At 47.7% G+C, this 23,461-nt stretch carries 24 protein-coding genes; 4 read left to right on the forward strand and 20 right to left on the reverse strand.

The window, feature by feature from the left end; all coding sequences use genetic code 11:
* The 3 genes from QHH00_03590 to QHH00_03600 all read right to left on the reverse strand — a co-directional run.
* Positions 1-681 (reverse strand): radical SAM protein (locus tag QHH00_03590; protein ID MDH7508464.1); only part of this gene is annotated, 681 nt, incomplete at its 3' end.
* Between the two features lie 226 nt (positions 682-907).
* The gene (locus QHH00_03595) at positions 908-1,369 is read right to left on the reverse strand and encodes a hypothetical protein (GenBank protein ID MDH7508465.1); all 462 of its coding nucleotides are present in this window, start codon (positions 1,367-1,369) and stop codon (positions 908-910) included.
* Positions 1,363-1,965: a GTP-binding protein gene (locus QHH00_03600; protein MDH7508466.1), complete on the reverse strand. Its 603-nt coding sequence runs from the start codon at positions 1,963-1,965 to the stop codon at positions 1,363-1,365. The genes QHH00_03595 and QHH00_03600 overlap by 7 nt, the downstream gene beginning before the upstream one ends.
* A gap of 341 nt (positions 1,966-2,306) precedes the next feature.
* Here QHH00_03600 and QHH00_03605 point away from each other — a divergent pair, with 341 nt between their 5' ends.
* Genes QHH00_03605 through QHH00_03615 form a run of 3 tightly spaced genes read left to right on the forward strand, consistent with a single transcriptional unit; the run spans position 2,307 to position 6,503 of the window.
* The gene (locus tag QHH00_03605; protein MDH7508467.1) at positions 2,307-2,768 is read left to right on the forward strand and encodes a winged helix-turn-helix transcriptional regulator; all 462 of its coding nucleotides are present in this window, start codon (positions 2,307-2,309) and stop codon (positions 2,766-2,768) included.
* 10 nt (positions 2,769-2,778) lie between these two features.
* Positions 2,779-4,698, forward strand: coding sequence for an ASKHA domain-containing protein (locus tag QHH00_03610; GenBank protein ID MDH7508468.1), 1,920 nt, complete (start codon positions 2,779-2,781; stop codon positions 4,696-4,698).
* A 14-nt stretch (positions 4,699-4,712) separates the two neighbouring features.
* The gene (locus tag QHH00_03615; protein ID MDH7508469.1) at positions 4,713-6,503 is read left to right on the forward strand and encodes an aldehyde ferredoxin oxidoreductase family protein; all 1,791 of its coding nucleotides are present in this window, start codon (positions 4,713-4,715) and stop codon (positions 6,501-6,503) included.
* Between the two features lie 102 nt (positions 6,504-6,605).
* On the opposite strand, the gene QHH00_03620 is transcribed toward QHH00_03615, so the two are convergent.
* The 11 genes from QHH00_03620 to QHH00_03670 all read right to left on the reverse strand — a co-directional run bounded on the left by QHH00_03620 (position 6,606) and on the right by QHH00_03670 (position 17,936).
* Positions 6,606-7,949, reverse strand: coding sequence for an acetyl ornithine aminotransferase family protein (locus tag QHH00_03620; protein MDH7508470.1), 1,344 nt, complete (start codon positions 7,947-7,949; stop codon positions 6,606-6,608).
* A 138-nt stretch (positions 7,950-8,087) separates the two neighbouring features.
* Complete coding sequence (locus QHH00_03625) at positions 8,088-9,776, reverse strand: amidohydrolase (protein ID MDH7508471.1); 1,689 nt, start codon at positions 9,774-9,776, stop codon at positions 8,088-8,090.
* Positions 9,777-10,817, reverse strand: a complete 1,041-nt coding sequence (locus QHH00_03630; protein MDH7508472.1) for a uroporphyrinogen decarboxylase family protein — start codon at positions 10,815-10,817, stop codon at positions 9,777-9,779.
* Positions 10,818-10,848: 31 nt separating this feature from the next.
* On the reverse strand, positions 10,849-11,511 hold the full coding sequence (locus QHH00_03635; GenBank protein ID MDH7508473.1) for a cobalamin-dependent protein: 663 nt from the start codon (positions 11,509-11,511) through the stop codon (positions 10,849-10,851).
* Positions 11,512-11,637: 126 nt separating this feature from the next.
* Positions 11,638-12,690, reverse strand: coding sequence for a uroporphyrinogen decarboxylase family protein (locus QHH00_03640; protein MDH7508474.1), 1,053 nt, complete (start codon positions 12,688-12,690; stop codon positions 11,638-11,640).
* Between the two features lie 137 nt (positions 12,691-12,827).
* On the reverse strand, positions 12,828-13,529 hold the full coding sequence (locus QHH00_03645; GenBank protein ID MDH7508475.1) for an acetate--CoA ligase family protein: 702 nt from the start codon (positions 13,527-13,529) through the stop codon (positions 12,828-12,830).
* 4 nt (positions 13,530-13,533) lie between these two features.
* Positions 13,534-14,946: a CoA-binding protein gene (locus tag QHH00_03650; protein ID MDH7508476.1), complete on the reverse strand. Its 1,413-nt coding sequence runs from the start codon at positions 14,944-14,946 to the stop codon at positions 13,534-13,536.
* Between the two features lie 24 nt (positions 14,947-14,970).
* Positions 14,971-15,813, reverse strand: coding sequence for a CoA-transferase (locus tag QHH00_03655; GenBank protein MDH7508477.1), 843 nt, complete (start codon positions 15,811-15,813; stop codon positions 14,971-14,973).
* The gene (locus QHH00_03660) at positions 15,806-16,738 is read right to left on the reverse strand and encodes a CoA-transferase (protein ID MDH7508478.1); all 933 of its coding nucleotides are present in this window, start codon (positions 16,736-16,738) and stop codon (positions 15,806-15,808) included. The genes QHH00_03655 and QHH00_03660 overlap by 8 nt, the downstream gene beginning before the upstream one ends.
* A gap of 125 nt (positions 16,739-16,863) precedes the next feature.
* Positions 16,864-17,241: a hypothetical protein gene (locus QHH00_03665; GenBank protein MDH7508479.1), complete on the reverse strand. Its 378-nt coding sequence runs from the start codon at positions 17,239-17,241 to the stop codon at positions 16,864-16,866.
* A gap of 251 nt (positions 17,242-17,492) precedes the next feature.
* Entirely contained in the window at positions 17,493-17,936 is a 444-nt protein-coding gene (locus QHH00_03670) for an Lrp/AsnC family transcriptional regulator (protein MDH7508480.1), read from the reverse strand.
* A 187-nt stretch (positions 17,937-18,123) separates the two neighbouring features.
* Between QHH00_03670 and QHH00_03675 the strand changes: the two genes are divergently transcribed.
* Positions 18,124-18,528 (forward strand): nucleotidyltransferase domain-containing protein, encoded by a 405-nt coding sequence (locus tag QHH00_03675; protein ID MDH7508481.1) that lies wholly within the window; start codon positions 18,124-18,126, stop codon positions 18,526-18,528.
* Here the strand turns inward: QHH00_03675 and QHH00_03680 are convergent.
* The 6 genes from QHH00_03680 to QHH00_03705 all read right to left on the reverse strand — a co-directional run bounded on the left by QHH00_03680 (position 18,479) and on the right by QHH00_03705 (position 23,379).
* The gene (locus QHH00_03680) at positions 18,479-18,928 is read right to left on the reverse strand and encodes an OsmC family protein (protein ID MDH7508482.1); all 450 of its coding nucleotides are present in this window, start codon (positions 18,926-18,928) and stop codon (positions 18,479-18,481) included. The genes QHH00_03675 and QHH00_03680 overlap by 50 nt on opposite strands.
* A 31-nt stretch (positions 18,929-18,959) precedes the next feature.
* Positions 18,960-20,150: a nicotinate phosphoribosyltransferase gene (locus QHH00_03685; GenBank protein ID MDH7508483.1), complete on the reverse strand. Its 1,191-nt coding sequence runs from the start codon at positions 20,148-20,150 to the stop codon at positions 18,960-18,962.
* Positions 20,147-20,686 (reverse strand): isochorismatase family cysteine hydrolase, encoded by a 540-nt coding sequence (locus tag QHH00_03690; GenBank protein ID MDH7508484.1) that lies wholly within the window; start codon positions 20,684-20,686, stop codon positions 20,147-20,149. The genes QHH00_03685 and QHH00_03690 overlap by 4 nt, the downstream gene beginning before the upstream one ends.
* A gap of 49 nt (positions 20,687-20,735) precedes the next feature.
* Positions 20,736-22,022, reverse strand: coding sequence for a phosphopyruvate hydratase (eno, locus tag QHH00_03695; protein MDH7508485.1), 1,287 nt, complete (start codon positions 22,020-22,022; stop codon positions 20,736-20,738).
* Between the two features lie 62 nt (positions 22,023-22,084).
* Positions 22,085-23,026 (reverse strand): DUF835 domain-containing protein, encoded by a 942-nt coding sequence (locus QHH00_03700; protein ID MDH7508486.1) that lies wholly within the window; start codon positions 23,024-23,026, stop codon positions 22,085-22,087.
* Positions 23,027-23,226: 200 nt separating this feature from the next.
* Complete coding sequence (locus QHH00_03705) at positions 23,227-23,379, reverse strand: 50S ribosomal protein L40e (protein ID MDH7508487.1); 153 nt, start codon at positions 23,377-23,379, stop codon at positions 23,227-23,229.
* Positions 23,380-23,461 lie beyond the last annotated feature (82 nt).

Consider the following 23,461-nt stretch of genomic DNA (forward strand, 5'->3'; position numbering starts at 1 on the left):
CGCGGCATTGGCGCCGTCAATACTGATTTGGAGATATCTTACGCCAGCCTCCTTCATCTCCTTAGCTTTCTCAGGCGTGATCAATGTACCGTTCGTGGCGATTGAAACATACATTCCGTGGTCGGCTGCTCTCCGCGTCAAGTCAAAGATATCTTTTCTGACAAGCGGCTCACCGCCAGAGAAGGCAAGGATCGGTATGCCCATTCTTGCGAGTTTGTCGACAACTGCAATGGCCTCATCGTGAGAAAGTTCATCTTCCTGAGCTTTTCCCGCAGTGGCATAGCAGTGCTGACATCGAAGATTGCAGGCGTAAGTCACATCCCAAACGACCTGAAACGGTGCACCTGGAACGAACGGCTTTCTCACCCCGAAGTCGGCAATCCCTCTCACAACACACGAAAGTCCTTTTCGCCAGTATGGATCTCTAAATCGGGTCTTCATCTCCTCCTCAGTGACCCCAAACGATTTCGCTCCTCTCCTCAGGACAGACGCAAGCGGCTTCTCCGCCGCCTTGCAGAACGCGCATGCATCATCTCGCACACCGACATAAAGTTCAAGTGCGACCTCAAGACGGTTTTTCTGGTCAGTTTCGCAGTACTTACTCATCCCCGCCAGGATCTTTCTTGTTATCGGATTGCCGATCATCGTTTTGAGGACCTGCACACCCGTACTAGTCTTCATCAGACCAATCCTTCCTTACGAGTTTGTGAAACCTCAATATTTAATCAATATTTATCACATTTCTGAATGAATTACTAATGGGGACTACCCGCTATCGCGGTATTTATTACTTTTCACAATTGCACTTCGCATTCTCGAGAAAAATAAAGAAATGACAATTCTGATTAAGAACAATGGAAAGATCGCTAATAGCTAGCTACTTTTCGAATATGTCCATGCATGACTCTCAATGGGAATCGTTGTGATTGTCCTCTGGGTGCTCGTGCCCGTGGTGTTCGTGGTCGTGTTCGTCATCACGCACGTCTATGTCTTCAACATTTGCCATGAATCCTTTTGAATTCGTCTCTTCCTCCAGTACGCGCTTAAAGATCTCCTCCACCTGCACTCTGTTCAAACCGTATAAAAGAATGTTGATCACAAGTTCCATTTTGCTGACATTGGTTCCAAGACTCCCTTTGCATCGTGCCTTACCATCGTTGTCTGTGACGCTGCAAGTAAGATAATGACCGCTGTCACTCTCAGCGATGCACTTCGCATGTCCAATGAGGCTGGCGCCAGCCTTCACACACTCAATAACAGACCTTGACATTAAATTTTCAACCACTTTTTGCATTTCCGATCCAGTTCTCAAGTGATCCGAAGTGATCTGTACTTTGGCTGCATATGCTGAGAAATCAGGTGTCAACATGCACTCACCAGATAGTCAATAACCTTGTCGAGATTTGTACCCTCCGTGGCTGAGGCTGGAATGATTGCTCCCGTCGCTCCAATCTCCCTAATCTTTGCTTCAATTTCCTCCACCGCAGCAGCTGAAACTTCATCGATCTTGTTGATAATGACGAGTCCCGCCGCTTTCAACTGAGCCTTTAGCGGTCTCTCAAGCGCCCTGACGATCGCAGAAAACCTTACGGCATCAACGACAACTGCAACTACCCTCCTATTGACTGGGGGTCCGCTATAGAGTTCCAGTGAGTTCAGTATCGCTTGTGGATCTGCGATACCCGTTGGCTCTACCATAACGATGTCAGGTGAGAACTCCAGTGCCACAGTCCTTAATGTACTGATGAAATCAGAACCGAGCGTGCAGCATATGCATCCACTGGCAAGTTCCTGAACCTGCAGACCGTATTTCTGCATGACCTTTCCATCAATTCCAATTTTTCCAAAATCGTTTACAATTATCACGATTTTTTTTCCAGTCTGCTCAATGATTTTCGAAATCGTCGAGAGAATCAGCGTAGTCTTGCCTGAGCCAAGGAAACCCGCTATGACAACAAGATCCATTGGAAACACCTTTTCATCTTCACAGCCACGGCGATTAGTTGTTTGGCATTTACATTCTCTCGCCTAAATAAACCTTACCAAAAAATAACGTAAATCATGTTGGTCCGAAGAAAAATCGGCTGAGACAGATCAGAGCTTGGAGAAAAATGTGTTTGAAAGATTATTTTGATATCAGCACTAGATTTGCTTTTGCTCAGGACTGCCGTATTCTTTTTTTTGAGTTTCTTAGCTCTCATAAAAGCGCTAAAAATTCGATAATTCTTCGACTCGGAGCGATCCACAACAAAGTATATTTGAGAAATTGTAGATAGAGGAAAATTCTGATAGAATTGGGGGTCAGGATGAACCGCGAAAAACTTGACGAAAAAGACAAAGAGCTCTTGATCATGCTGGCAAACCATCCAGATTGGACGTACGAGAAAATCGCTGAGAAAATGGGAATGACAAGCAGATCTGTAGGGTACAGGATTGAAAGACTCAGAGAACTCAAAATCCTTCAGAAAGCAAATCTCATTTATTACGATCGCCTCGGAGATTTGATCTATTCGGTAGTTCTCAAATTTGACACGGGACTATCGCCACAAGATCAAGAGAAAGTTCTCAGAGAACTCAAGAGTCATCCTGCCACTATTCAGGTTTTCACCGCCATTGGTGCTTTCAGTGCGATCTTGCTTTTCCACGCGGAAACACCAAGAGAAGCTGAACGGCTGATCAGAGAACTCGTGATCAGCAACAAATGTTTTTCTGGATATGAAATAAGTCAGATCACGGAGATATACAGCATCTATCGTCATTATTACTAATCGGGTCACTATGCCAAAAGTGCGCTTCGAGCCGTCAGGAAGAACCGTTGAGACAACAGATGAGAATGAAACGCTTTACGAACTTGCAGCAAGAGCCGGGATTCCGCTTGAGTCAGTATGTGGCGGCAGGGGGATCTGTGGGCGGTGCCGTGTCATCATCGCCACTGATGTTATACCAGTTACACCAGAAGACAAGAAGTGCATTTCTGAAAAAGACCTGGAGAGAGGCGTTAGGCTTGCTTGTCGTCACAAGGTCGACCGGGATTTGGTGGTCGAAGTACCCGAGGAATGTGAGAGAACAGGGCAGGTGATACTCGAGAAAACCCATGTGAGGGTCAACATTGATCCTGCCGTGAAAAGAGTGACGCTCTGCGTACCGCCACCATCCCTTGACTATCCAATGGCAGACTTTGAGCGCATCAAGCAAGTCTTGTCAATTTCCAGATACAGAGACTTAAAAATCCCTTTGGAATTACTTTCGGAACTGCCAGGATTCTTGAGAAAAGGTGAAGAAATCGAAATTGTGTTGAGAAATAACGAAATCATCAGACTCGCTGCCAATGAGGACAAACGGGTTTACGGCGTTGCCATCGACGTCGGAACGACAACGATCGTTGCATATCTGATGGACTTAATAACCGGAGAGGAAGTCGCCGTTAAGTCCGACATGAACCCTCAGATCAGATATGGTGATGATGTTATCTCAAGAATTACCTTCACAATGGAGACAACCAATGGGCTCGATCTCCTTCGCGATCTCGTAATCAAATGCATCAACGACCTTATACATGCATGCTGCTCTTCCGTACAGATTTCAAAGGAGGAGGTTTATGAAGTCGTTGTAGTTGGCAATACGGCGATGCACCATATGCTTTTTGGGTTGGAGATGCAGTCGCTTGTCTTCGCACCACATATCCCTGTGGTTACAGCGCCCATCGAGCAGAAAGCCTTTGATGCGGGAATAGACATTTGGAAGGAAGGATATCTTTATTCACTTCCGAACATCGCTGGCTTTGTTGGCGCGGATCATGTTGGTGTGCTCCTCGCTGTAGGTGCCGATCGGTCAGATAAGGTGCAAATGATCATCGACATCGGAACGAATGGAGAAATATCGCTTGTTACACCAGATGGAATCGCAAGTGCTTCCTGCGCCGCCGGTCCTGCGTTTGAGGGCGGAAATCTCGCGTTCGGTATGCGGGGGGCCAAAGGTGCGATCGACCACGTTCATATTAGAGATGACTTAGAAGTAGAATATTCTGTTATCGGAAACGTCAAGCCTCGTGGTATCTGCGGTTCTGGTGTGGTTGATGCAATCGCTGAGATGATTCAATTGGGGATTGTCGATAGATCTGGAAGAATCGTCGAGGAGATTGATTCGCCTCGCATAATCGTCAAGGATGGAGAATCGCGTTTCGTCATTGCATACGAGAATGAGACGGCTGTCAGCGAACCGATAGCGATCACTCAAAACGATGTACTCCAGGTACAGTACGCGAAAGCTGCGATGTATGCTGGAGCGGCAACTCTTATGAAAAAGATGGGATTAGGTGAAAAGGATCTTGATGCAATTCTACTTGCTGGGGCATTCGGGAACTATTTAGACCCGGCGAGTGCAAGGACAATTGGACTCTTCCCTGAAATCCCCCTCGATCGCATCATTGGTATTGGCAATGCGGCGGGTGCGGGGGCAAAATTGGCTCTTCTCAATAGAGAGCTGAGAAGGCGTGCGAATGATATTGCGAGAAAGGTCAGGTATATTGAGCTTGCGGCGCAACCAGATTTTGAAGAAACTTTCTATTCTGCACTCTACTTCCCACATCTCGACCCTTCACGATTTCCTTCTGTCAATTCTGAGATCATACGAAGATCGAAGGGGTGTTTCTTAAAAATGAAGAACCGCTCCACTTCAAAGAAGGAAAAGGTAATTTAGTTCTCCTGATATAAATGGAGCAACAAACACTGGAAGGGAACTTCATGAAGGGATACACTGGGCGAATTTTGAAGATCGACGTCAGCTCGAAATCGACAAAGATAGAAAAACTTGATGAAAAGAAAGCAAAGGAATGTATTGGCGGCAAGGGTCTCGGCGCGAAAATAATTTTGGACGAAGTTCCTGCGGGCGTGGATCCCCTTTCCCCTAACAATACGCTCGTTTTCGCCGTAGGTCCTTTGACTGGCACGCGTGCCCCAACATCAAACCGATACGGTGCTTTTTTCAAGTCCCCCCTCACAGGCATCTGGGGGGAATCGTATTCAGGCGGGCATCTTGGTCCCCAGATCAAGAAAGCGGGCTATGATGCCGTCGTCATTAAAAACGCCTCCCCGTCTCCGATTTACATCAGCATTATTGATGACGATGTTCGATTTCACGACGCGAGTGCGATCTGGGGAAAAACAACCGCGGAGACCGAAGACGCGGTGAAAAAGGACATCGGTGAGAGTAAGGCTAAAGTTATGACGATTGGACCTGCTGGTGAGAACCTCGTTAAATTCGCATGTATTTGCAATGATTACTACAGACAGCTTGGAAGAGCTGGAGCAGGCGCGGTCATGGGATCAAAGAAGATCAAAGCCATCGCGTTCATGGGCACGAAGGAAGTCGAACTCGAGAACGAGGAGAAATTCAATGCTGTCGTCAAAGAAGTCCTGAACCGCATTCCGAAGGACGGCCCAATGACGAAGTACGGGACGCCGGTAATGGTCAATAATCAGAATGCACTGGGTGCTTTTCCAACACATTACTGGCAAAAGGGATTCTTTGACTCGCACATCAAGATTAACGCCCCGACGATGGAAAAGGAGATTCTCGACAAGAATAAGGCATGCTGGAACTGCCCAGTCGCGTGCGGAAAGATGTCCTCCGTAAAGGAAGGAAAGTACAAGGGGACTGTAGTTGAGGGGCCTGAATACGAAACAATTTTCGCATTTGGGGGACTGTGTGAAATCGCCGATATCAAGGCGATTGCAAAGATCAACGAGGTCTGCGATAGCCTCGGCTTAGACACAATCACATCTGGCAATGTCATTGGATTTGCAATGCGCGCCTACGAACTCGGTCGCCTTAATTCAGAGTTCCCTATAAGATTTGGAGACGATGACATTGTGCTCAAGTTACTCGACATGATTGCGAGCAGGAATGGATTGGGGAACGTACTGGCGGAAGGTGTCAAGAGTGCTTCTAAAACCCTCGGTCTCGAAGATATCGCTGTGCATGTTAAAGGACTCGAGCCCCCGGGTTATGATCCCAGAGGATATAACGGAATGGCGCTATCCTATGCCATCGGCGTCAGAGGAGCTGATCACCTGAGGTCGACTGCGTACGCATATGAGATGAGAGGCGTAGTTGACAGGTTCGCTGTCACTGGCAAGGGAACGTTCATTAAGAATCTCGAAGACAAACTCGCCGTCATCGATTCAATGGTTCTCTGCTGCTTTGTGCGGGACGCCTACGAATGGGAGGATCTTGCGAATTTGTACACGTATGCAACTGGAATCAACATGTCTGCAACGGAACTCAAGAATGCTGGTGCGAGAGCTGTTGATAATGCGCGACGCTTCAGCGTGCGGGAAGGTATCAGCAGAAAAGACGATTCGTTGCCGAAAATTTTCCACGAGGTGCCGTTTTCTGACGGATCATCGCGAATGCATGTCGTCGTCAAGGAAGATATGGAAAGAATGCTCGATGAATACTACGACGCACGTGGATGGAGTAGAGATGGAATTCCGCCAGTTTAGAAAATGAATTTGAGATCATAGACTGGCATTGATCATCATTCTTTATCGTGAATTAGTGAGAGAGCTCCAGGACTGTCAAAAAAAAGGAAGAGGGAAGAGAGGTTAGTGAGCATCATTTTCCCTGAGCAGCTGCTCGAGGATTTCCATCGCCGTGTCTATTTGTTCCCTCGTAACATTGAGGGCTGGAATGATACGAATGCTGCTCGGTCCGCAGAATAGAATGAGTAGACCTCTTTTCATTGCGTCGAGGCATATCTTATTCCGTTCATCTGGCGCTGGTGTTCTCGATTTCTTGTCTTTCACGATCTCGATCGCCGTCATCAAACCGATACCGCGCACGTCCCCCAGAATCTCGTATTTATCCTTCATTTCGTTCAAACGCGCGATCATGTAGGCCCCCTGTTTCGCCGCGTTTTCCAGCATTCTCTCTTCTTCAATAGCCTCGATCGTGGCTAGCGCTGCGGCACAGGTGACTAGGTTCCCACCGAATGTAGTAGCATGTGCGCCGGGTTGCTTGATGTCAAATTTCTCATTGAAAATGCATGCGCTCATCGGCAATCCGGAAGCGATCCCCTTTGCGACGACCATGATGTCTGGGACCACGTCAAAATGCTCAATCGCAAACCATTTACCCGTCCTTCCAAATCCCGATTGAACCTCATCAGCGACGAAGAGAATGCCGTACTTCTCACAGATTTTCTTGATCTCCTTCATCCACGGCTTCGGTGGGACAATATACCCGCCTTCGCCCTGTATCGGCTCGACAAAAATGGCCGCCACTTCCTCGGGTGGAATGAACTTCTGAAGATAGAGCTCATCGATGATCTTAGCGCAGTAAAGATCGCAGCTGGGATAAGTCATCTTGTAGGGGCACCGATAACAGTAGGCGTATGGCACATGAAGAACACCTGGCATCTCCGGGAAGAAACCTTTCCTGTACGCAGTCCTGCTCGCCGTCAGGCTCATCGAGCCTATGGACTTTCCGTGGAATGCCCCGATAAATGCAATATTCCGCGGCCTCCCAGTTGCCCATCTAGCTACTTTTATCGCAGAGTCGATCGCGCCCGCGCCACTGCACATAAAATAAACTTTTTTCACGAAATCGCCAGGTGTGATTTCATTGAGCTTCTTCGCCACCTCGCCTTCAATATTCTGAGAAAGAAGAATGCCCGGGAAGTGAATGAGTTCAGCAACCTGTTTTCTCACGGCCTCGACGACCTTTGGATGGCAATGACCAGTATTGTTGACGGCAATCCCAGACTGAAAGTCTAGGTAGACATTGCCATCGACATCCTCAACATAAAGACCTTGTCCTCTTTTGGCAACAACTGGCATGACCTTATTCGTTGTAGCGAGATACTTCTTATCCCTCTCAAGGATTTCACGTGCCTTCGGACCAGGCGGCTCAACGACGATCGATATCCTGTCAAGTTTATTCTCAGACATCCAATATCCTCCAGCTCTGTTCAGCTATCCCTATTTCCCCCTTATAACTTTGCTTCACAAGGCAGGTCAGACAACGGCATTCAATGAAGCATCCGGCGGGAAAAATGAAATGGGGGATTTTCACGGAAACCACACGTCCTATTCCATTTTAGAGTGGACAACTTCTCCCCCGACCATCGTGAGGAGCACTCGTATGTCCTTGATCTTGTCAGGCTCCACTCCCAGCGGATCGTCGCTTAAAATGACAATATCTGCATACTTGCCTACTTCTATTGACCCTTTGACATGCTCTTCTCCAGTCGCGTAAGCGCCTTCAATCGTCACCATCTTCAACGCGTGTTCCACTGGAATGCGCTGCTCGGGATGCCATCCTCCCTTAGGAACTCCCTGTGCGTCTTTCCTCACTGAAGCTGCATAGATATTCATGATCGGATTCATCGTTTCGATTGGCGCGTCAGTCCCAGAGCACATATGGATGCCGGCTTCCATCATAGACCTATACGGATGTGCGTACTTTTCTCTCTGCGGCCCGACAAGTCGAGGGATCCAGTGTTGTCCCTTCATGATGAACACCGGCTGCACGTTTGCGATGACGTTCATTTCCTTGAATTGCTCGATAAGATCCGGGGCGTGTATGATGCAATGACTGATCTTGAATCTTGGATCTTTAACATTATACTTATTGAGCGTTTCTCTAAAAATCTTAAGGACTGTTTCAATTGCTCCATCACCTAATGCGTGAATATCGACCCTAATTCCGTTCTTCGTTGCGTTTTCCACGAACGCTCTGATTTCCTCGTACGTGAGACGCATCACCCCTCTGTTGTCTGGCATATCAGCATAGGGTTCGCGGAGCGCAGCGGTATGACTGCTGAGTGAGCCGTCCACGATCATCTTTGCGCCAGCTAATCTTACCTTACTGGATCCAAAACCGCTTTTTATACCGAGTTTGATCAAGTAATCGAGATACTGGAAACCCAAATAGAAATTGACCCTCACCGGCAACTTCCCTTCGGCCTCAAGCTCCTGATAGGCCTTCACCTGAGCGTCTCCTGCGAGTATATCGACGATCGAAGTGAGTCCCCATTCCGCCGCCCTGTCTACACAATACTTCAGTGCGGCCTTGCTCTGCTCATAGCTGAACAGGCCCGCACCCGTTTCGAGGAACCCTGGCGCGATGAGATCGATCGCGTTCTCAAGAAGGACACCGGTCGGCTCGCCCTTGTCGTCCTTCACAATCGTGCCACCTGGAGGGTCCGGCGTATCCTTCGTGATCCCCTTCTGGTTCATTAACATCGTGTTGATCAGATAGATATGGGCGTTCCAGTGAATGAGGAAGACCGGATGATCCGGTGCGACTGTATCGACTTCCCACCTTGTCGGGTAGCGCTTTTCCGCCATGCGCTCCTGGTTCCAACCGAACCCGAGAATCATTTCTCCCTTTGGCGTCTCTTTGACCTTTTGTTTAATCCTTTCAAGCATCTCAGGGATATCCTTTACGTCTGTCAGGTATACACCCCTTGCAAAATGCCCGACGAGCAATGGGTGCATGTGCGAGTCATGAAATCCTGGGACAACGGTTTTTCCTTTCGCATCGATCACTTTCGTCTTGCTACCGATCATTGATTCAATTTCTTTGTTACTGCCAACGGCTACTATTACACCGTTCAGAATGCCTACGGCCTCCGCTCTTGACATATTCTTGTCAACAGTGATCACATTCGCATTGATGATCGCTGCATCAAGAGGAATCCCCTTTTCCTTTTTCACACCACTTTTTCCAACTCTACTTCCACTTTTCTTCTTACCACTATCCACATCCTTCATCTATCGCCCCCCTTTCCCATAGAGTTCAGCTGCCTTCACCATCGCCTTTACATTCTCTAATGGCGTATTCGGCGAGATCTCACAACCTGGCGAAAGGATCATTCCCTTGCGATCAAGGAACCCCTTTTCGATCGCATCCTTCGCTTCCCGTTCAACCGCCTCAGCACCCTCAAGAATGAGTGTTGTCGTCTGATCGATCCCGCCCACGAGGCAGACCTTACCTCCGTACCTCGCTTTCGCTTCTTCAAGACTCAAATTGCTACCGCGATCCCACCAATTGATCCCATTTGCGTTCGTGTAGCCGGCGAGAATCTCGAAATGTGGTTCGACACCACAGACATGCAGTATATTTGCCCCGTCTTGTTTTCTTAGTGATGAAAGCACGAGCCGATCATACTTCACACCGAACTCCCTATATTGTTCTTCAGTTGTGATCTCACCAGATGCACGAGTTGTCGCAAAGAGGACGCCATCAGCACCAGCATCCATGATCGCCTCAATATACGCGATGATTGTTTCAGTCATCGTTTTCAGGCCTATGTGAAGCGCGTCGGGATTGAGCAAAATATCCATCATGACCTGTTCCATGTTGCACACGTGCGTCGCCGAGGTCAGCGGGGTAGGAACATATGGCATGAGAGCCGTCCTATCTCCAAGATGATCCCTAATTTTTTTCACAGCTCGGATAGTCACGTGCATTCTTCCGTCAACGAGAGGATCGAGAACCTGCAGTTTTTCCCAATCACTTGGCTCCTTAACAGCGAATTCACCGAGCATCGGCGTCAGATCAGCCTCGTATCGCATCTTTACCCCCCAACCCTCCGCGAGCTGCCCCATATCTGAAGTAGGGTTAAGGATGTCAACGCCAGTTTTTTCCCAAAAGGCGATCTGCCCCTTCGCCATTGTTTCGCCATCTTGCGCATATTCTTTCGTCGAAAAGCCGCCAGCGACCGCGCCGATCGTCCACCCCATACCGCAGACGGGGATCCGATCGACAGAGTCATGCATCAGTGCAGCATACACCCTATCCCTTGAGCTCATTGATCGACTCATGCTGACCACTACCCCAAATTCAGGCCTTTTCTTGTCGCGCAGCCAGATAGCACTGATTCCCTTTCATCAGTTCCGCGACCATCTCAACAGCAAGAACAGCGTCTGCAGCGTAGCCGTCTGCCCCAATCCTTTTGGCAAAGGTTGTCGTGATGGGCGCGCCACCGACCATGTATTTGACTTTGTCCTTCAATCCTGCGTCCTTCAACTTATTAAGAATTGTCTCTAATTCTGGCATTGTGGCAGTGAGCAATGTTCCAGCGCCAACGATATTGGCGTTTTGCTGTTTAGCCGCCTCGACAAACTTGTCGAGCGGCACATCCTTTCCCAGATCATGAACTTTGTAGCCGTAGACCTGCAACATACCGACGACGAGATTCTTTCCGATGTCGTGGATGTCATTCTGCACGACACCCATGACAACTGTCCCAGCCTCGCCTTTCGTGTCCATCACATACGGTAAAAGCATCTTCTTGAACGAATGCGTTGCGAGAATCAGTTGTGGCAGCGCGATCTCTCGTTCCCGATACTTATGTCCAACGACGTTCATCGCGTCTATGAGAACCTTTCCAACGTCCTTGCTGTCAACACCTGCAGCTTTCAACATTTCACCGATTTTCTGCGCTTCTCCAACTTTTCCGTTGACCACGCATTCGTACGCCATTTTGTATTGTTCCTCATTCATCATACCACTCCGCTTATCCGTTATTCATCAATTAACAGTAGATCCAGAGATGAGAAGACCCAATCAATATGTCTCCTTGACCAGCAAATAAATAAGAAAGGAAGTGAAAGGGTTTCCACACCATTTTCAGTACTTCCCGTATCGTCTCGCGGCGTTAATCGCTGCGCGCATGTTCGCCCACGGTGTTTTCGGTGAAACTTCACAACCTGGTGCTAAAACGAACCCGCTTCCCTCTTTTGCAGTTTCACAAGCATTCTTTATTTCGGCGGCGACGTCATCTGGTGTTCCAGAAACAAGTGTATTCGTATGATCAATGCCTGCCATTAGAGCGAGGTTCCTTCCATATGTCGCTTTCGCTTCAGCAAGGTTTGGTTTCGCACCCCTGTCCCACCATGAAATCGCCTTAACGTTCTTGAATTTCTTTCTATAATCGTCGATGATTTCGAACATCGGTTCGACACCGCAGATGTGTGGGACATGGACCATCGCGGGCGTTCTCCTAAAGATCTCCTCATCATATGGTGCGCCAAATTCACGGTACTGTTCAACAGTTGTGATCTCCTTGCTCGCCCTTGTCGTGAGGTAACCCGCAAAGTAAGCGCCATTGTCAACGCAAGCGTTGATGAAATCCGCGATCGTATCTGTGATGACCTTCAACCCTTTCTTTAGCGCGTCGGGATCGGTAATCATGTGCATGAGTGTATCTTCCATCGAACAGACATGGGTTGTCGTCGTCAACGGGCTTGGCATCGACACGCCAATTGGAACTCTATCACCATACTTTTCGCTACATATAGCGCATGCATCGAGGTACAGCCTCATTCTACCGTCAACACGTGGATCAAGCACCTCTAGCTTTTCCCAGTCACCAGGCTCTTTCACCGGGAACTTCCCCAGCGCCATGTGGATATCTGGCTCAGTCGGAAGTTTCATCCTCACTCCCCAACCCTGCACAATCAGCCCCATGTCCGATAGGCAGTAGATATTGTCTCCGCCAACATGCTCGTAAAAAGCAATGTGAGCTTTCGCCATGTTGGCTCCACTTGTGCCGTACTTGATCACATCCATACCCGGCACAAAATGTACCTCAAATATCCCGCCGAAAAGCGACACTGGGACGTAGTCAGGCGTCTCAAAATTCAAGGCCGCCTCAAACCGCTGCATCGGTGTCATTTCCATCTTTTAATCAACCCCCCTTGCGAAAAATTAGCGCACAACTAATTTATATATGCTTGCTTCACAAAACACACCGATTTCAGTCATTTAGGAAAAAAAGGAACACAAAAAAATCGAAAGAAGATCGAAACACGTTAAGATCAAACGTGAGTTAGAAAGATCCTCGCATCAGCAACTTTTACGCCTTTCGCATTGCCAAAAACAGGATTGAGATCCATCTCTTCGATCTCATCAAAATCGCAAAGCAACCGTGAGACGGCAAGCAAAGTGGATACAACGATGTTTGTGTCGACCCTCTCACTCCCCCGATATCCTTCAATAAGTTTTTTCCCCTTCAACTCAGAAATCATTTCGAGTGCGTCGATCTCCTCAATAGGAACAAGCCTGTATGAAACGTCCCTAAAGACCTCGACATTGATCCCACCGATCCCGAACATGATCATTTGGCCAAACTGTGCATCCCTCGTAGAGCCGATGATCATCTCATGTCCACGTACCATCTCGGACACGAGGACACCGCGGAAATCGAAATCGCCCAGTCTCTTTCGTGCGCTCGAGAACATTTCATCAAATGCTGACTTAACATCTTCATCGTTTGCGATATTTAGCCGGACGCCACCGAATTCGGTCTTGTGAACAATCTGGGGCGAGACGATCTTCATCGCAACGGGATAGCCGATTCTTCTGGCAGCATGAACGGCTTCATCAGGAGTCCTGCAAAACATATCTTGCGTGACCGAGATTCCATATGATCTCAAAACAGCTTTTGCTTCATGTTCTAGCATGAAATTTCTACCTTCATCCCGGGCCATTTTGATCAAATTGGCAGCTTCCCCTGTCATGTAATTACCTTCCCTCAAAACTGATCGCTCTTCGCTTCAAAAATTCAACATATCCATATATTGCACCGACAGCTCTCGCTGTCCGCTCTGGCCAGTCAAAGCATGGCACACGGTTTTTCTGCAAAATGTCCATATTTCCCAGGGCGCTCCTTACTGACACCCAGCAAACGTATGTCGGTTTCTTGTAACCCCACGCGAGACACTTATTCACGGTGTCAGCGACTGCCTGGCACACCTCAGGCATCATCGCCGCCCGCTGCAAGATAATTGGTACGATAATATCGATCTCATCACATTCATAAAGGATTTCAATGATCTTTGAATAAAGCTCAACGAACTTTGGCCAAACGGGTGTCATGTCGACAGGGTTCCTCGCGCTCGCATACGGTGGGATCAATTCCTTAATTTTCTCCTGAGTCTCTGCGGACAGTTCTGGAACAACGAGTCCGGCTTCCTCACACAGATCGGCAAGTTCAACCCCAGTGCCGCCCGAATTCGTCACGATGCCGACTCTTGGCCCTCTTGGAAGTGGCTGCCAGTCAAGACCTTTTGCGATGTTGATGAGGTCCATTCCATTCCTCGCGAAGATGATGCCTGATTGTTTGAATGCGGCTTCATAAGCCGTAAAAGAGCCGGCCAGCGCAGCCGTATGGGAGGCCGCCGCCCTTGCTGCACCAGCCGTTCTTCCAGTTTTTGTCGCGACAATAGGCTTCTTAGGAGTGATCTTCTTCGCCTCCTCAAAAAATTCCCTGCCTTTGTTAACAGATTCGAGGAACAGGCAGATGACTTTCGTTTCGTCGTCTTCTCCCAAGTATCTCAGAATTTCATAGTCCTCTATACCAGCTTTGTTTCCGTGCGCCATGATCTTTGCGAATTTCATGTGGTGATCAAGCGCACAGGCAAATATCGCCATACCGTAGGCACCTGACTGTGTCACGAATGAAATATCACCGCCCCTTGGTGGCGTACCGACACCTAGAGAGGCATTTAGACCGATATTGCAATTGTAAATCCCAAAACAATTTGGACCAACTACTTTGATTTTCCCCTTATTTGCCGCTACCATCATTTCCTCTTCGAGCTTTTTCCCCTCAGGCCCCGCTTCGCTGAACCCGGCTGTAATAACAACTGCTGCCTTTGTTCCCTTTTCTGCCAGTTCTTCCATTACCTTCGGAACGGCCTTAGCAGGGATGACGATAACTGCTAGGTCAATCGAATCAGGAATCGACTTCACATTTGGATAACATGTTAATCCGAAAACCTGCTGCTCCGACGGATTGACCATATAAACCTTACCACGGTAACCATCGATTATGTTCTTCGCAAAAACATAACCCATTTTTCCTTCCTTATTCGAGGCACCGATCAACGCGACTGACTTCGGATTAAAAATCGCATCAATTCTTTCGTCTTTCACAACCCCCACCTTCTCGAGGTTATTTCATATGTAGAACTTCCTTTTCAACTCTTCTGGCTGAAACTCCAACTGTCTTACCTTCAGCGGGTCGATCTGACGGATCAGTTCAACTTCCTCTCTCGTAGGCATATCCATAATCCTTACTTCTGGATGTATGACTGGCCGGAACTCGGTGTTTTCTAGGATCGTCTCGACAGTCGTATCTGGGTAGAGATAGCGCAATCGCATTATTTTCGTTTCTGGATCAAAATCGAAAACACCGAGTTCAGTTACCACCCAGTCAGGACCGTTGCCGACCAGATCGAGATCACGGCGGTTTCCATAGGGCGTCACATGTCCAATGTTTGTTATGAAGTCGCATTTCTCGACAAGTGCATAAATAACCCTATCCTTCTTTCTCTGGACTCGATGTCTTGTCGTCCAGATCGTGTAATTAACGCAATCGGCTGAGAGGTTACAGCCCCCTGCTCCACCAGGGAACTTTATCTTGCATTTCTCTGGTGTCCCTATCAAGCTGACATTTTGATTACCATACTTGTCGATCTGTGCACCACTGAAGAAAGATCGATCGAGTTCTCCCCTTTGTGCGAGATCGAAGATCTTATCAACAGTCACCATCGCAGTTCTTCCCTGAATCATAACCCAATCGTTTGTCGTGTAAGGGAGAAACGGTGGGTTTGGATCAACCGCACTCGAAACTCCCCCAAAATAGACCATGTCCTTCGCGTGCGTTAGCTTGGCAAAATACATGGCGACCATTGGTATCGGAGATGAAACCCCATGAAAGACTGTACTCCTATCCTTGATCGTGCGCGCGACGTTTACAACGAAAAGTTCGTCAATCCCGACTTCAAACCCGTCATTCATAGGTGAACAACTCCATCCATTTCTCGCGGCTTTCCTTCCATGATGCCAGCAATCGCATTTTTTCTTCCCCACCAATTCTCTCAATGTACTCAGCATGCGATTTTACGCCAAAGACATACTTGTCAAGGTAATTCCTTTTGAAGGCTTCAGGTCCAGCCAAAGCCGCCCGCATGTATTCTGCGATATGCGCCCTATCATATGCATAGTAAGGATAACAGCTCGTTGGGTGCGCTCCAAACGGAGCGTGAACGACCGCTGTGATCTCGTAATAAGGTATTGTTGGTCCTATCTTCTTCATTTCCTCTTCTGGCAGAATTTCTTCGGCGGTAACAATGACTTTCTTGGATGCCCTCATAAAGAGAACATCGGCGACATAGGGAGGCTCGATTTTCACGTTACCATGTATGTCAGCCTTATTAACATGAATAATGGCAACATCAGGTTCGAGGGCAGGTACGAGGATGACTTTTTTGCCCGTGAATGGATCGGTGAATTCCTTGTATTCAGGATGGAATCTGATCTCGTCACTTCCCTTGATACTCCTCATCGGCACGAAAGGCATTCCAAATTCAGCGGCACGGAGCTGGTTGATAATCGTATTACAGCAGCTCTCCTTGATTTTGACAGCCCCGCTTTCGCAAGCACGTCTGTAGTTCGGCGCGAGCCCGAAATCCTGTTCAAAGCTCACATGGGTCTCCTCAACAGTCCCAACGATACCGCCACCACATGCAAGGTCGACGTCGAATCCATGCGCTGTGCCGACGATGTGAAGATTGCGCCGCCCCTGTCGAATAAGTTCGCGCAGCATGGCGATTGGTTCCCTAAGACATAGACCGCCGCCAATCGCAACAATGTCCCCGTCCTTGACCATACGTGCAGCGTCTTCGAGTGTTGTCAGCTTATTCCTTTCAACAAAAATGCCCATTGCCAATCGCTCCGATCGATATCGTTAACTGTCGAAAGCACTCGAGTTTGGTTATAAAGATTTGCTTCAAAGAATACATGAAAAATAGGGAATTTTGAAAGATTCGCTCGAGAATACAACAACCATCACCAATGCTCCTCGTCAGGATTTGTGAAATGTGCCTGTAATGCTTCGAGTTCTCTTGCTATTCGCTGGTTCCTACAAGCCGTGCATTCTATTTCTTTTCCGAGCTTGTGTTTTAATCGTACAACGGTTGAATCGATATCAGCAATTGCGCCGCATTCGCACAGAATCTTCTTACTCGAAAAAGGTCCGAACATAACCTCCCCCAGATTGCGTGAGTTCTCAAAAGAATAATCATTTATTGCAACGGTGTTTGAAACCAGAGGATTGGTCTCTCGTGTGCTCAAATCATTTGTCGGTTTCAACGATCCGATCGACTCGAGCCGCGGTTTAGAGCCAATCGTGTCGAGAGCCTGGGCTATCCTATCGTTCAACACCATTACATCCGTCCCCCCACGCAAAGCACCTAGCTGATTCCCAATACACTTCCGTGCAAAGGAATCGGCAAAATAGGGCTCCGCCCCAAATGATTACTAAAAACCATATCGGACATAAAGACTTAAACATTTCCTTAACGCATTAAATTTTGGAAAAGCCAGCATTGTCCAGAAATTCCCAATCAAGTGCCAAAAGCGCTAACTTGTGTGCTGAATCATTCAAGAAAATCTCTGCAGACACAGGACGCAAGGAATCACAATTCTTCCTTAACAGTCGCAAAAGATGCGCATGTGATCGTCCTCCCAACTCCCTCAATCTGTCTAAGTCTATCAATCACAAGGGATCCAATTTCTTCCATCGATTTTCCCCTTACCTTCAGTAATATGTCGTACTCACCTGAGATAAGGTGGACCTCCATTACTCCCGCTAATTCCGCAATTTGTTGGGCGAGTTCCCTTTGTGATATATTCGGGTTTGGCAGGAAGCTGACCAGGATGAAAACCAGAATCGGCTCTCCCAAGTTCGCATAGTCGGGAAGGATGGTGAACTTGCGGATCAGTCCCTTTTCACACATCTTCCGGATTCTTTCACGAACCGTCGCCCTTGGCATGTTTACTACCTTCGCAATGGACTTTGTGGTCCTTCTTGAGTCCTTTTTCAATTCATCAAGAATTGCCCGATCTTTCTCGTCAACCATACAATCATAAATTGATAAGGGACGGATTAATCATTTTGGAGGAGGCGGAACACGTTAGCCATTGGGAGTTCTTTCACTTTCAAAAAAAAGAATTATCTCCTGCGACAATTATTTTCAACCTGGGAAACAGATGTGCGGCTTTCGATCGGACAGACGTGAATGGCTGCACGCAAAACTAGAAAGACTTATGGAAAAAATCGAAAATGATGAGCTCCCGATGCATATCAAGGAAGTGTATCTTTTTGGTAGCTTCCTTAAGGGTAAGAAAGACCCCCGTGATATTGACATTCTCCTCATATATGACTCAGATAAAACGGCAAAAAAATATGAATATATTGATAAAAAAGGTCGCGCGCGATGGAAGATGACAGCTCTAAGAAGATCTCCTTCCAAATTGAGGGCACATCTCAAGAAAAATGCAGAACGAAGCCTTGACCTCTCAATATGCCCCTCGCTCGAGGAATTCAAGAAAGACCTAACAAAAGAACTCGACTGTTGCCTCAGGATTTGGAGCGAAACAGATAGAGACTGGAAAGGAAAACTCAATGAGCATTTCCTTCGTGATCTAAGAGAGGATCGATATGAACCTTAATTGGGATGCCGTTTCTGACACTTTGAGAAACAATGCAGAAGTCTTCGAAGATCTCGGCGCAGCGACGGAGCTTTGGTTCACTGTCGACCTCGGGGGTAATCTTAACATCGATTTCGGTGAGACGTAGTCTTCCCTTCTCGTTACGCTTCACCGTTGTGCGAACCTCCGCCGCCATCGATTTCAATTCGGCCCTTGACTTTCTCAAGCAAAATGCCAAGCTTGCGCAGAGACAGCTCCCTACGGCAGCAGCGAGCAATTTTCCAGCATTTGGATAATGACCACTCCCCAGTGGTTCAGGCTCATCGACAATGACGTCTGCGATCTTCTCAGATCCAAACCGAACACGGAACTTATAGTTTTCAATAAGCTCAATACTCAATGCGAATTCAGTTTCCTGCATGCTGATCACCGATGATACAGTGCAAAGATGTCTATTCGAGCTCGACCCTTTCGAGTTGCTTGAGCACGTAAGACCTGATCTCCTTCGGCGACCTTTCCTCATAAACCCTTTTACCGCCGACCAAGATTGGAATTTCCGCTAGTCGCATCTCACCCTGACACTTTGCGCATCTTGGAACTTCCTCTTTTGATGCCGTGACCTCGTATTCAAGACACTGGTCGCATCTGAACAGGTACTTTCTTCCGCCGAATTTTCCGCGCTTCGCCACTGGCCGACCGTCTTTTTCAACAATATCCATAGCGAAATCGATCGTCCTAGCATTGCTTATACTCGTTCCTACGCCGAATCCATCTGCACCAGCTGCCACGAGCGAAGGGATGACCTTATCGTCAATTCCTCCTGAAACGATGATCTTGACATGTTTGTATCCTCTGATGTCCATCTCCCATCGCACTTCCCTGATCAACTCTGGAAACGATCCTTTCCTCGACCCAGGCGTATCAAGACGAACTGCCCACAATTTCTTTACCGACTCACACGCCATGATTGCTTCTTCCTTCTCGTCTGAGTAAGTATCGATGAGAGCGACGCGTGGAATTCTTACATCAACAACCTCATCAAAAGCTTTGAAAGCTTCTCTCTGGTCGCCGAACATGATGATCAATGCATGGGGCATTGTCCCTCGCGGTTCTTCACCAATGGCCTCCGCCCCGAGAAGCGATGAAACTGCATCGCACCCACCAATGTAGGCTGCTCTATCGATAGCAGGGCATACCGCGGGATGCATCCGCCTGATGCCAAAGGATATGACAAGGCGATTTCCAGCTGCTTTTTTGCAGCGCGCTGCCATCGTAGCTATCCCGCTTGAGTGGCACATTAGACCAAGCATTGGTGTCTCATATACGCAATACTCGGAGTATGGACCATTGATCGTGAGGATAGGTACCCTGACACCTCTCGTTGTGCGCGCTCTGAAAACTGTTCCCTCTGGGACACCCCACAAGTCGATTCTTTTGCCTTCCATTAATCTGACGATTTCCTCTAGCCCGCAGAAAACCCCCCATTTCCAGTTGTTAGGAAGGTCACCTACCGTGAATTCGGAGAGAGCGTGCTGAGCCAGCATCCCCTTGGCTTTGAGAACTTCCATCGTTCTCGTGAAGTATACATCAGTGGTCTTGCCTTCCAGAATTTCCTCATCAGAAGCTGAAAAGAACTTCTTCAGGAAATCACCCGGTCAAGATCCCAAATTTCCGCCCGATATAATCTCTTCATTTCATCAAGAGCTCTTTCCTGGACCTCGTCTGAAATCGTCTGGACGCATTCTTTCGGAATGATGATTTTATAGCCTCTGAAGAAGGCATCAGCTGCTGTGTGGCGAACGCAGATATCTGTTGTCACGCCGACGATGATGACTTCATCAACATTGTGCCTCCTGAGGACGCTGTCTAGTTCTGTATTGTAAAAGGAACTGTACGTTGTTTTTTCAATGACATGGTCACCCTTGTGGATCTTTAGGTCCTGAATGACTTCAGAGCCCGATGTTCCTTTCATCGCATGCTCGCCCCATATTTTCATTTCAGGATCTTTACTTTCATGGGCATCTCTCGTGAATATGACTAGATAGCCTTTCGCGCGAGCAGTCTCAAGAAGTCTTGATATAGCCGGTATGATTCCCCTCGCCCGCTCACTCCCAAATTTGCCATATACAAAATCATTGATCATATCAACAACAATAACAGCTCTTCTCAAGGCAATCACCGACATGATTAATCAACGACAATCGTTAATATTCTTTTCGCAGTTCGTTCTAAGCACCCCTCAGCCTTTTGATAGCGTCGATACCAAGAAATCTTGACCTGGAACCGAGCAACTCTTCAATCAGCAGCAAACGGTTATACTTTGCCGTCCGCTCCCCTCTTGCAGGGGCCCCCGTTTTTATCTGGCCACACCCGAGTGCAACAGCTATATCCGCAATCGATGTGTCTTCCGTCTCACCGGATCTGTGGCTGACGACGACATTGTAACCCGATCTGAAAGCGAGGTTTGCTGCCTCAAAAGACTCGGTGATAGTACCGATTTGATTAACCTTGAGGAGCAGGGCGTTTCCAGCTCCTTCAGCTATGCCCCGTTTGAGACGTTCGACATTTGTAACAAAAATGTCGTCGCCCACGACCTGTATAGATTCTCCAATCTCCCGCGTAAGCCTCGCCATCGTCCCGAATGAGTTCTCCTCTACAGGGTCTTCTAAGCTTATGATGGGGTAATGTGAGACGAGATCCTTGTAGAACTCTATAATCTCGTCTTCATTAAATCTCCTACCATCAAATTCATAGAAACCATCAGAGAAGAATTCACTGGCCGCTGAATCGACCGCAAGAAAAACGTCTTTTCCTGGTAAATATCCCGCAGATTCAATGGCATTGATGAGTACGTCGAGCGCTTCATCCGTTGCGTTGAGTGGCGGCGCGAACCCACCCTCATCGCCAACATTGATTGCCCCGCTACCGTATTTCTTTCTCAGCAGGGAACGGAGGGAACTGTAAACTTCCGCACCTGCCCTTAGCGCCTCTGAAAAGCTTTTCATACCAGCTGGCACAATCATGAATTCCTGGATTCGCAGGTTTCCACCAGCATGTTTCCCTCCGTTGATGATATTCATTAACGGCACTGGCAAGATATTGCTTCCCTTTTCCAGATATTCATGGAATTCAACACCTGTGACCACGGCACCAGTTTTTGCGCACGCCAGAGAAACAGCTGTGATGGCGTTGCCTCCGAGCCGGGATTTATTTGGGGTACCATCGAGATCGATTAAAAGGCGATCAATATCACGCTGGCAGGTCACGTCCATACCTTCGAGGCGAGGCGCTATGATCTTATTGACAGACTCAACGGCCTTCAGAACACCCTTACCACCGTACCGATGACCGCCGTCGCGTAGTTCAACGGCCTCGTGAGTCCCGGTTGAAGCACCTGATGGCGCAGCTGCCCTTGCAGCACCGCTTTTCGTCCTTACTTCAACCTCAACCGTTGGATTGCCGCGAGAATCAAGTATTTCTCGCGCTGACACCCTGATAATTCTTGAATCAGTCATTCAGAGACCCTCCATAGCGGCACAACCCCTAAGCAAAATCATTCACTTAATAGGTTTCGAGACTATTCTTCCATCGCATCGATAATCTCCATGTTCCGTTCTAGCAGCGCAAGTTCCCGTGCGTCGAAAGCTCGTGGGTCGATTGAGATGAGCAACCTTGATTTATATTCCATAACAGCCTCCGTAACATGATGGATCATCCGTAAAGTCTTGTTGAAGTCATTGGAGACAACGAGGAACTCTATCCCATCAATGAGGACGATACTTTCGCCGCTTTTCTCAATGAACCGAATGATTGTATCGCTCAAAATACTGATATTTGTAGGATTGATGTAAACTCTTCCCACCTGATTGCTCAGCCAGATAATCGGCGTCTTTTCTAAACCCCATGTCTTTCTTATGATCTCGGGATGCTGCCTTGAAATACATAGTCCCTGTATGTTATGTTTGACTTGATCGACAAAGATCTCAAACGATTTCTTCGGCTTCTTTTCCTTGACCAGATAACTGAAGCCCTTCTTAATCTCGTAGCGCATTGCGGAATTCGTTGGCTTCTCCATTCCGCTCGGGATCTGTCGTGCGCCACGCAGCTTCCCGAAAAGGCCCATTTTCTTCTTTGGTTCTTTCTCTGATTCCTGGGTAGGGACTTCTGGTGCCTCTTCAAAAATAGCCCTCAACCTATCCGTGAGCTCCTTGTTATTAAAGGGTTTTCTAATATATCCAGTCACAACGTCCTGCAAGCCGAAAATGTCCGTGCTGACATCGGTTGCCGCTGTGAGCATAACGACCTTCGTCTGGTTCGTAATTCCCTTTTGCTTCAGTTCCCTAAGAACACTCCAACCATCTAGATCAGGCATAGTAATATCCAGTAGAATGAGGTCTGGCCTTTCCGATTCCGCCTTAGTGAGGCACTCCTTTCCTCCTGCTACTGTTATCGGTTGATATCCAGCAGAAGATACCAATTCCGAAACTACTTCAAGTACCGCTGGATTATCGTCCGCAATGAGAATTTTCTTAATCCAAACCGCCTCCTCGATAACAGGGCCCGCACCTATGAAGCCAATTCATTTTAGAAATTAATAACTGTCGTTAAAAAATTTATCTTCACCGACCGAAATGATTCACTGAGGCCCCAAAGTTCGCAAAGACATCCCAAAATCTTTCGAAAATGAATAAAGGTGTCAAGATTTTGCTCTAAGCAGACTCAAGCCTTTTTCTTGCTTTCTTTAGACTTGACGCGGAGGCCACTATATCCACATCGTCTGCACCTGGTCGCCCTTAATGCATTCCGTGCGTAGCATTTCATGCAAATCTTTTTGTTAAGGAGCCTTTCCTCAGCTTCTTTGAATCGCGCCATAATGGTCTCGGACGATGAACATAAAGGGACTATAAATAGCTTCTGAGCTCCTTCCTTTAGAGATCATATCAATGCGAGAGAT

The sequence above is a fragment of the Methanomassiliicoccales archaeon genome, from assembly GCA_029907465.1.
Lineage (GTDB): Archaea > Thermoplasmatota > Thermoplasmata > Methanomassiliicoccales > JACIVX01 > JACIVX01.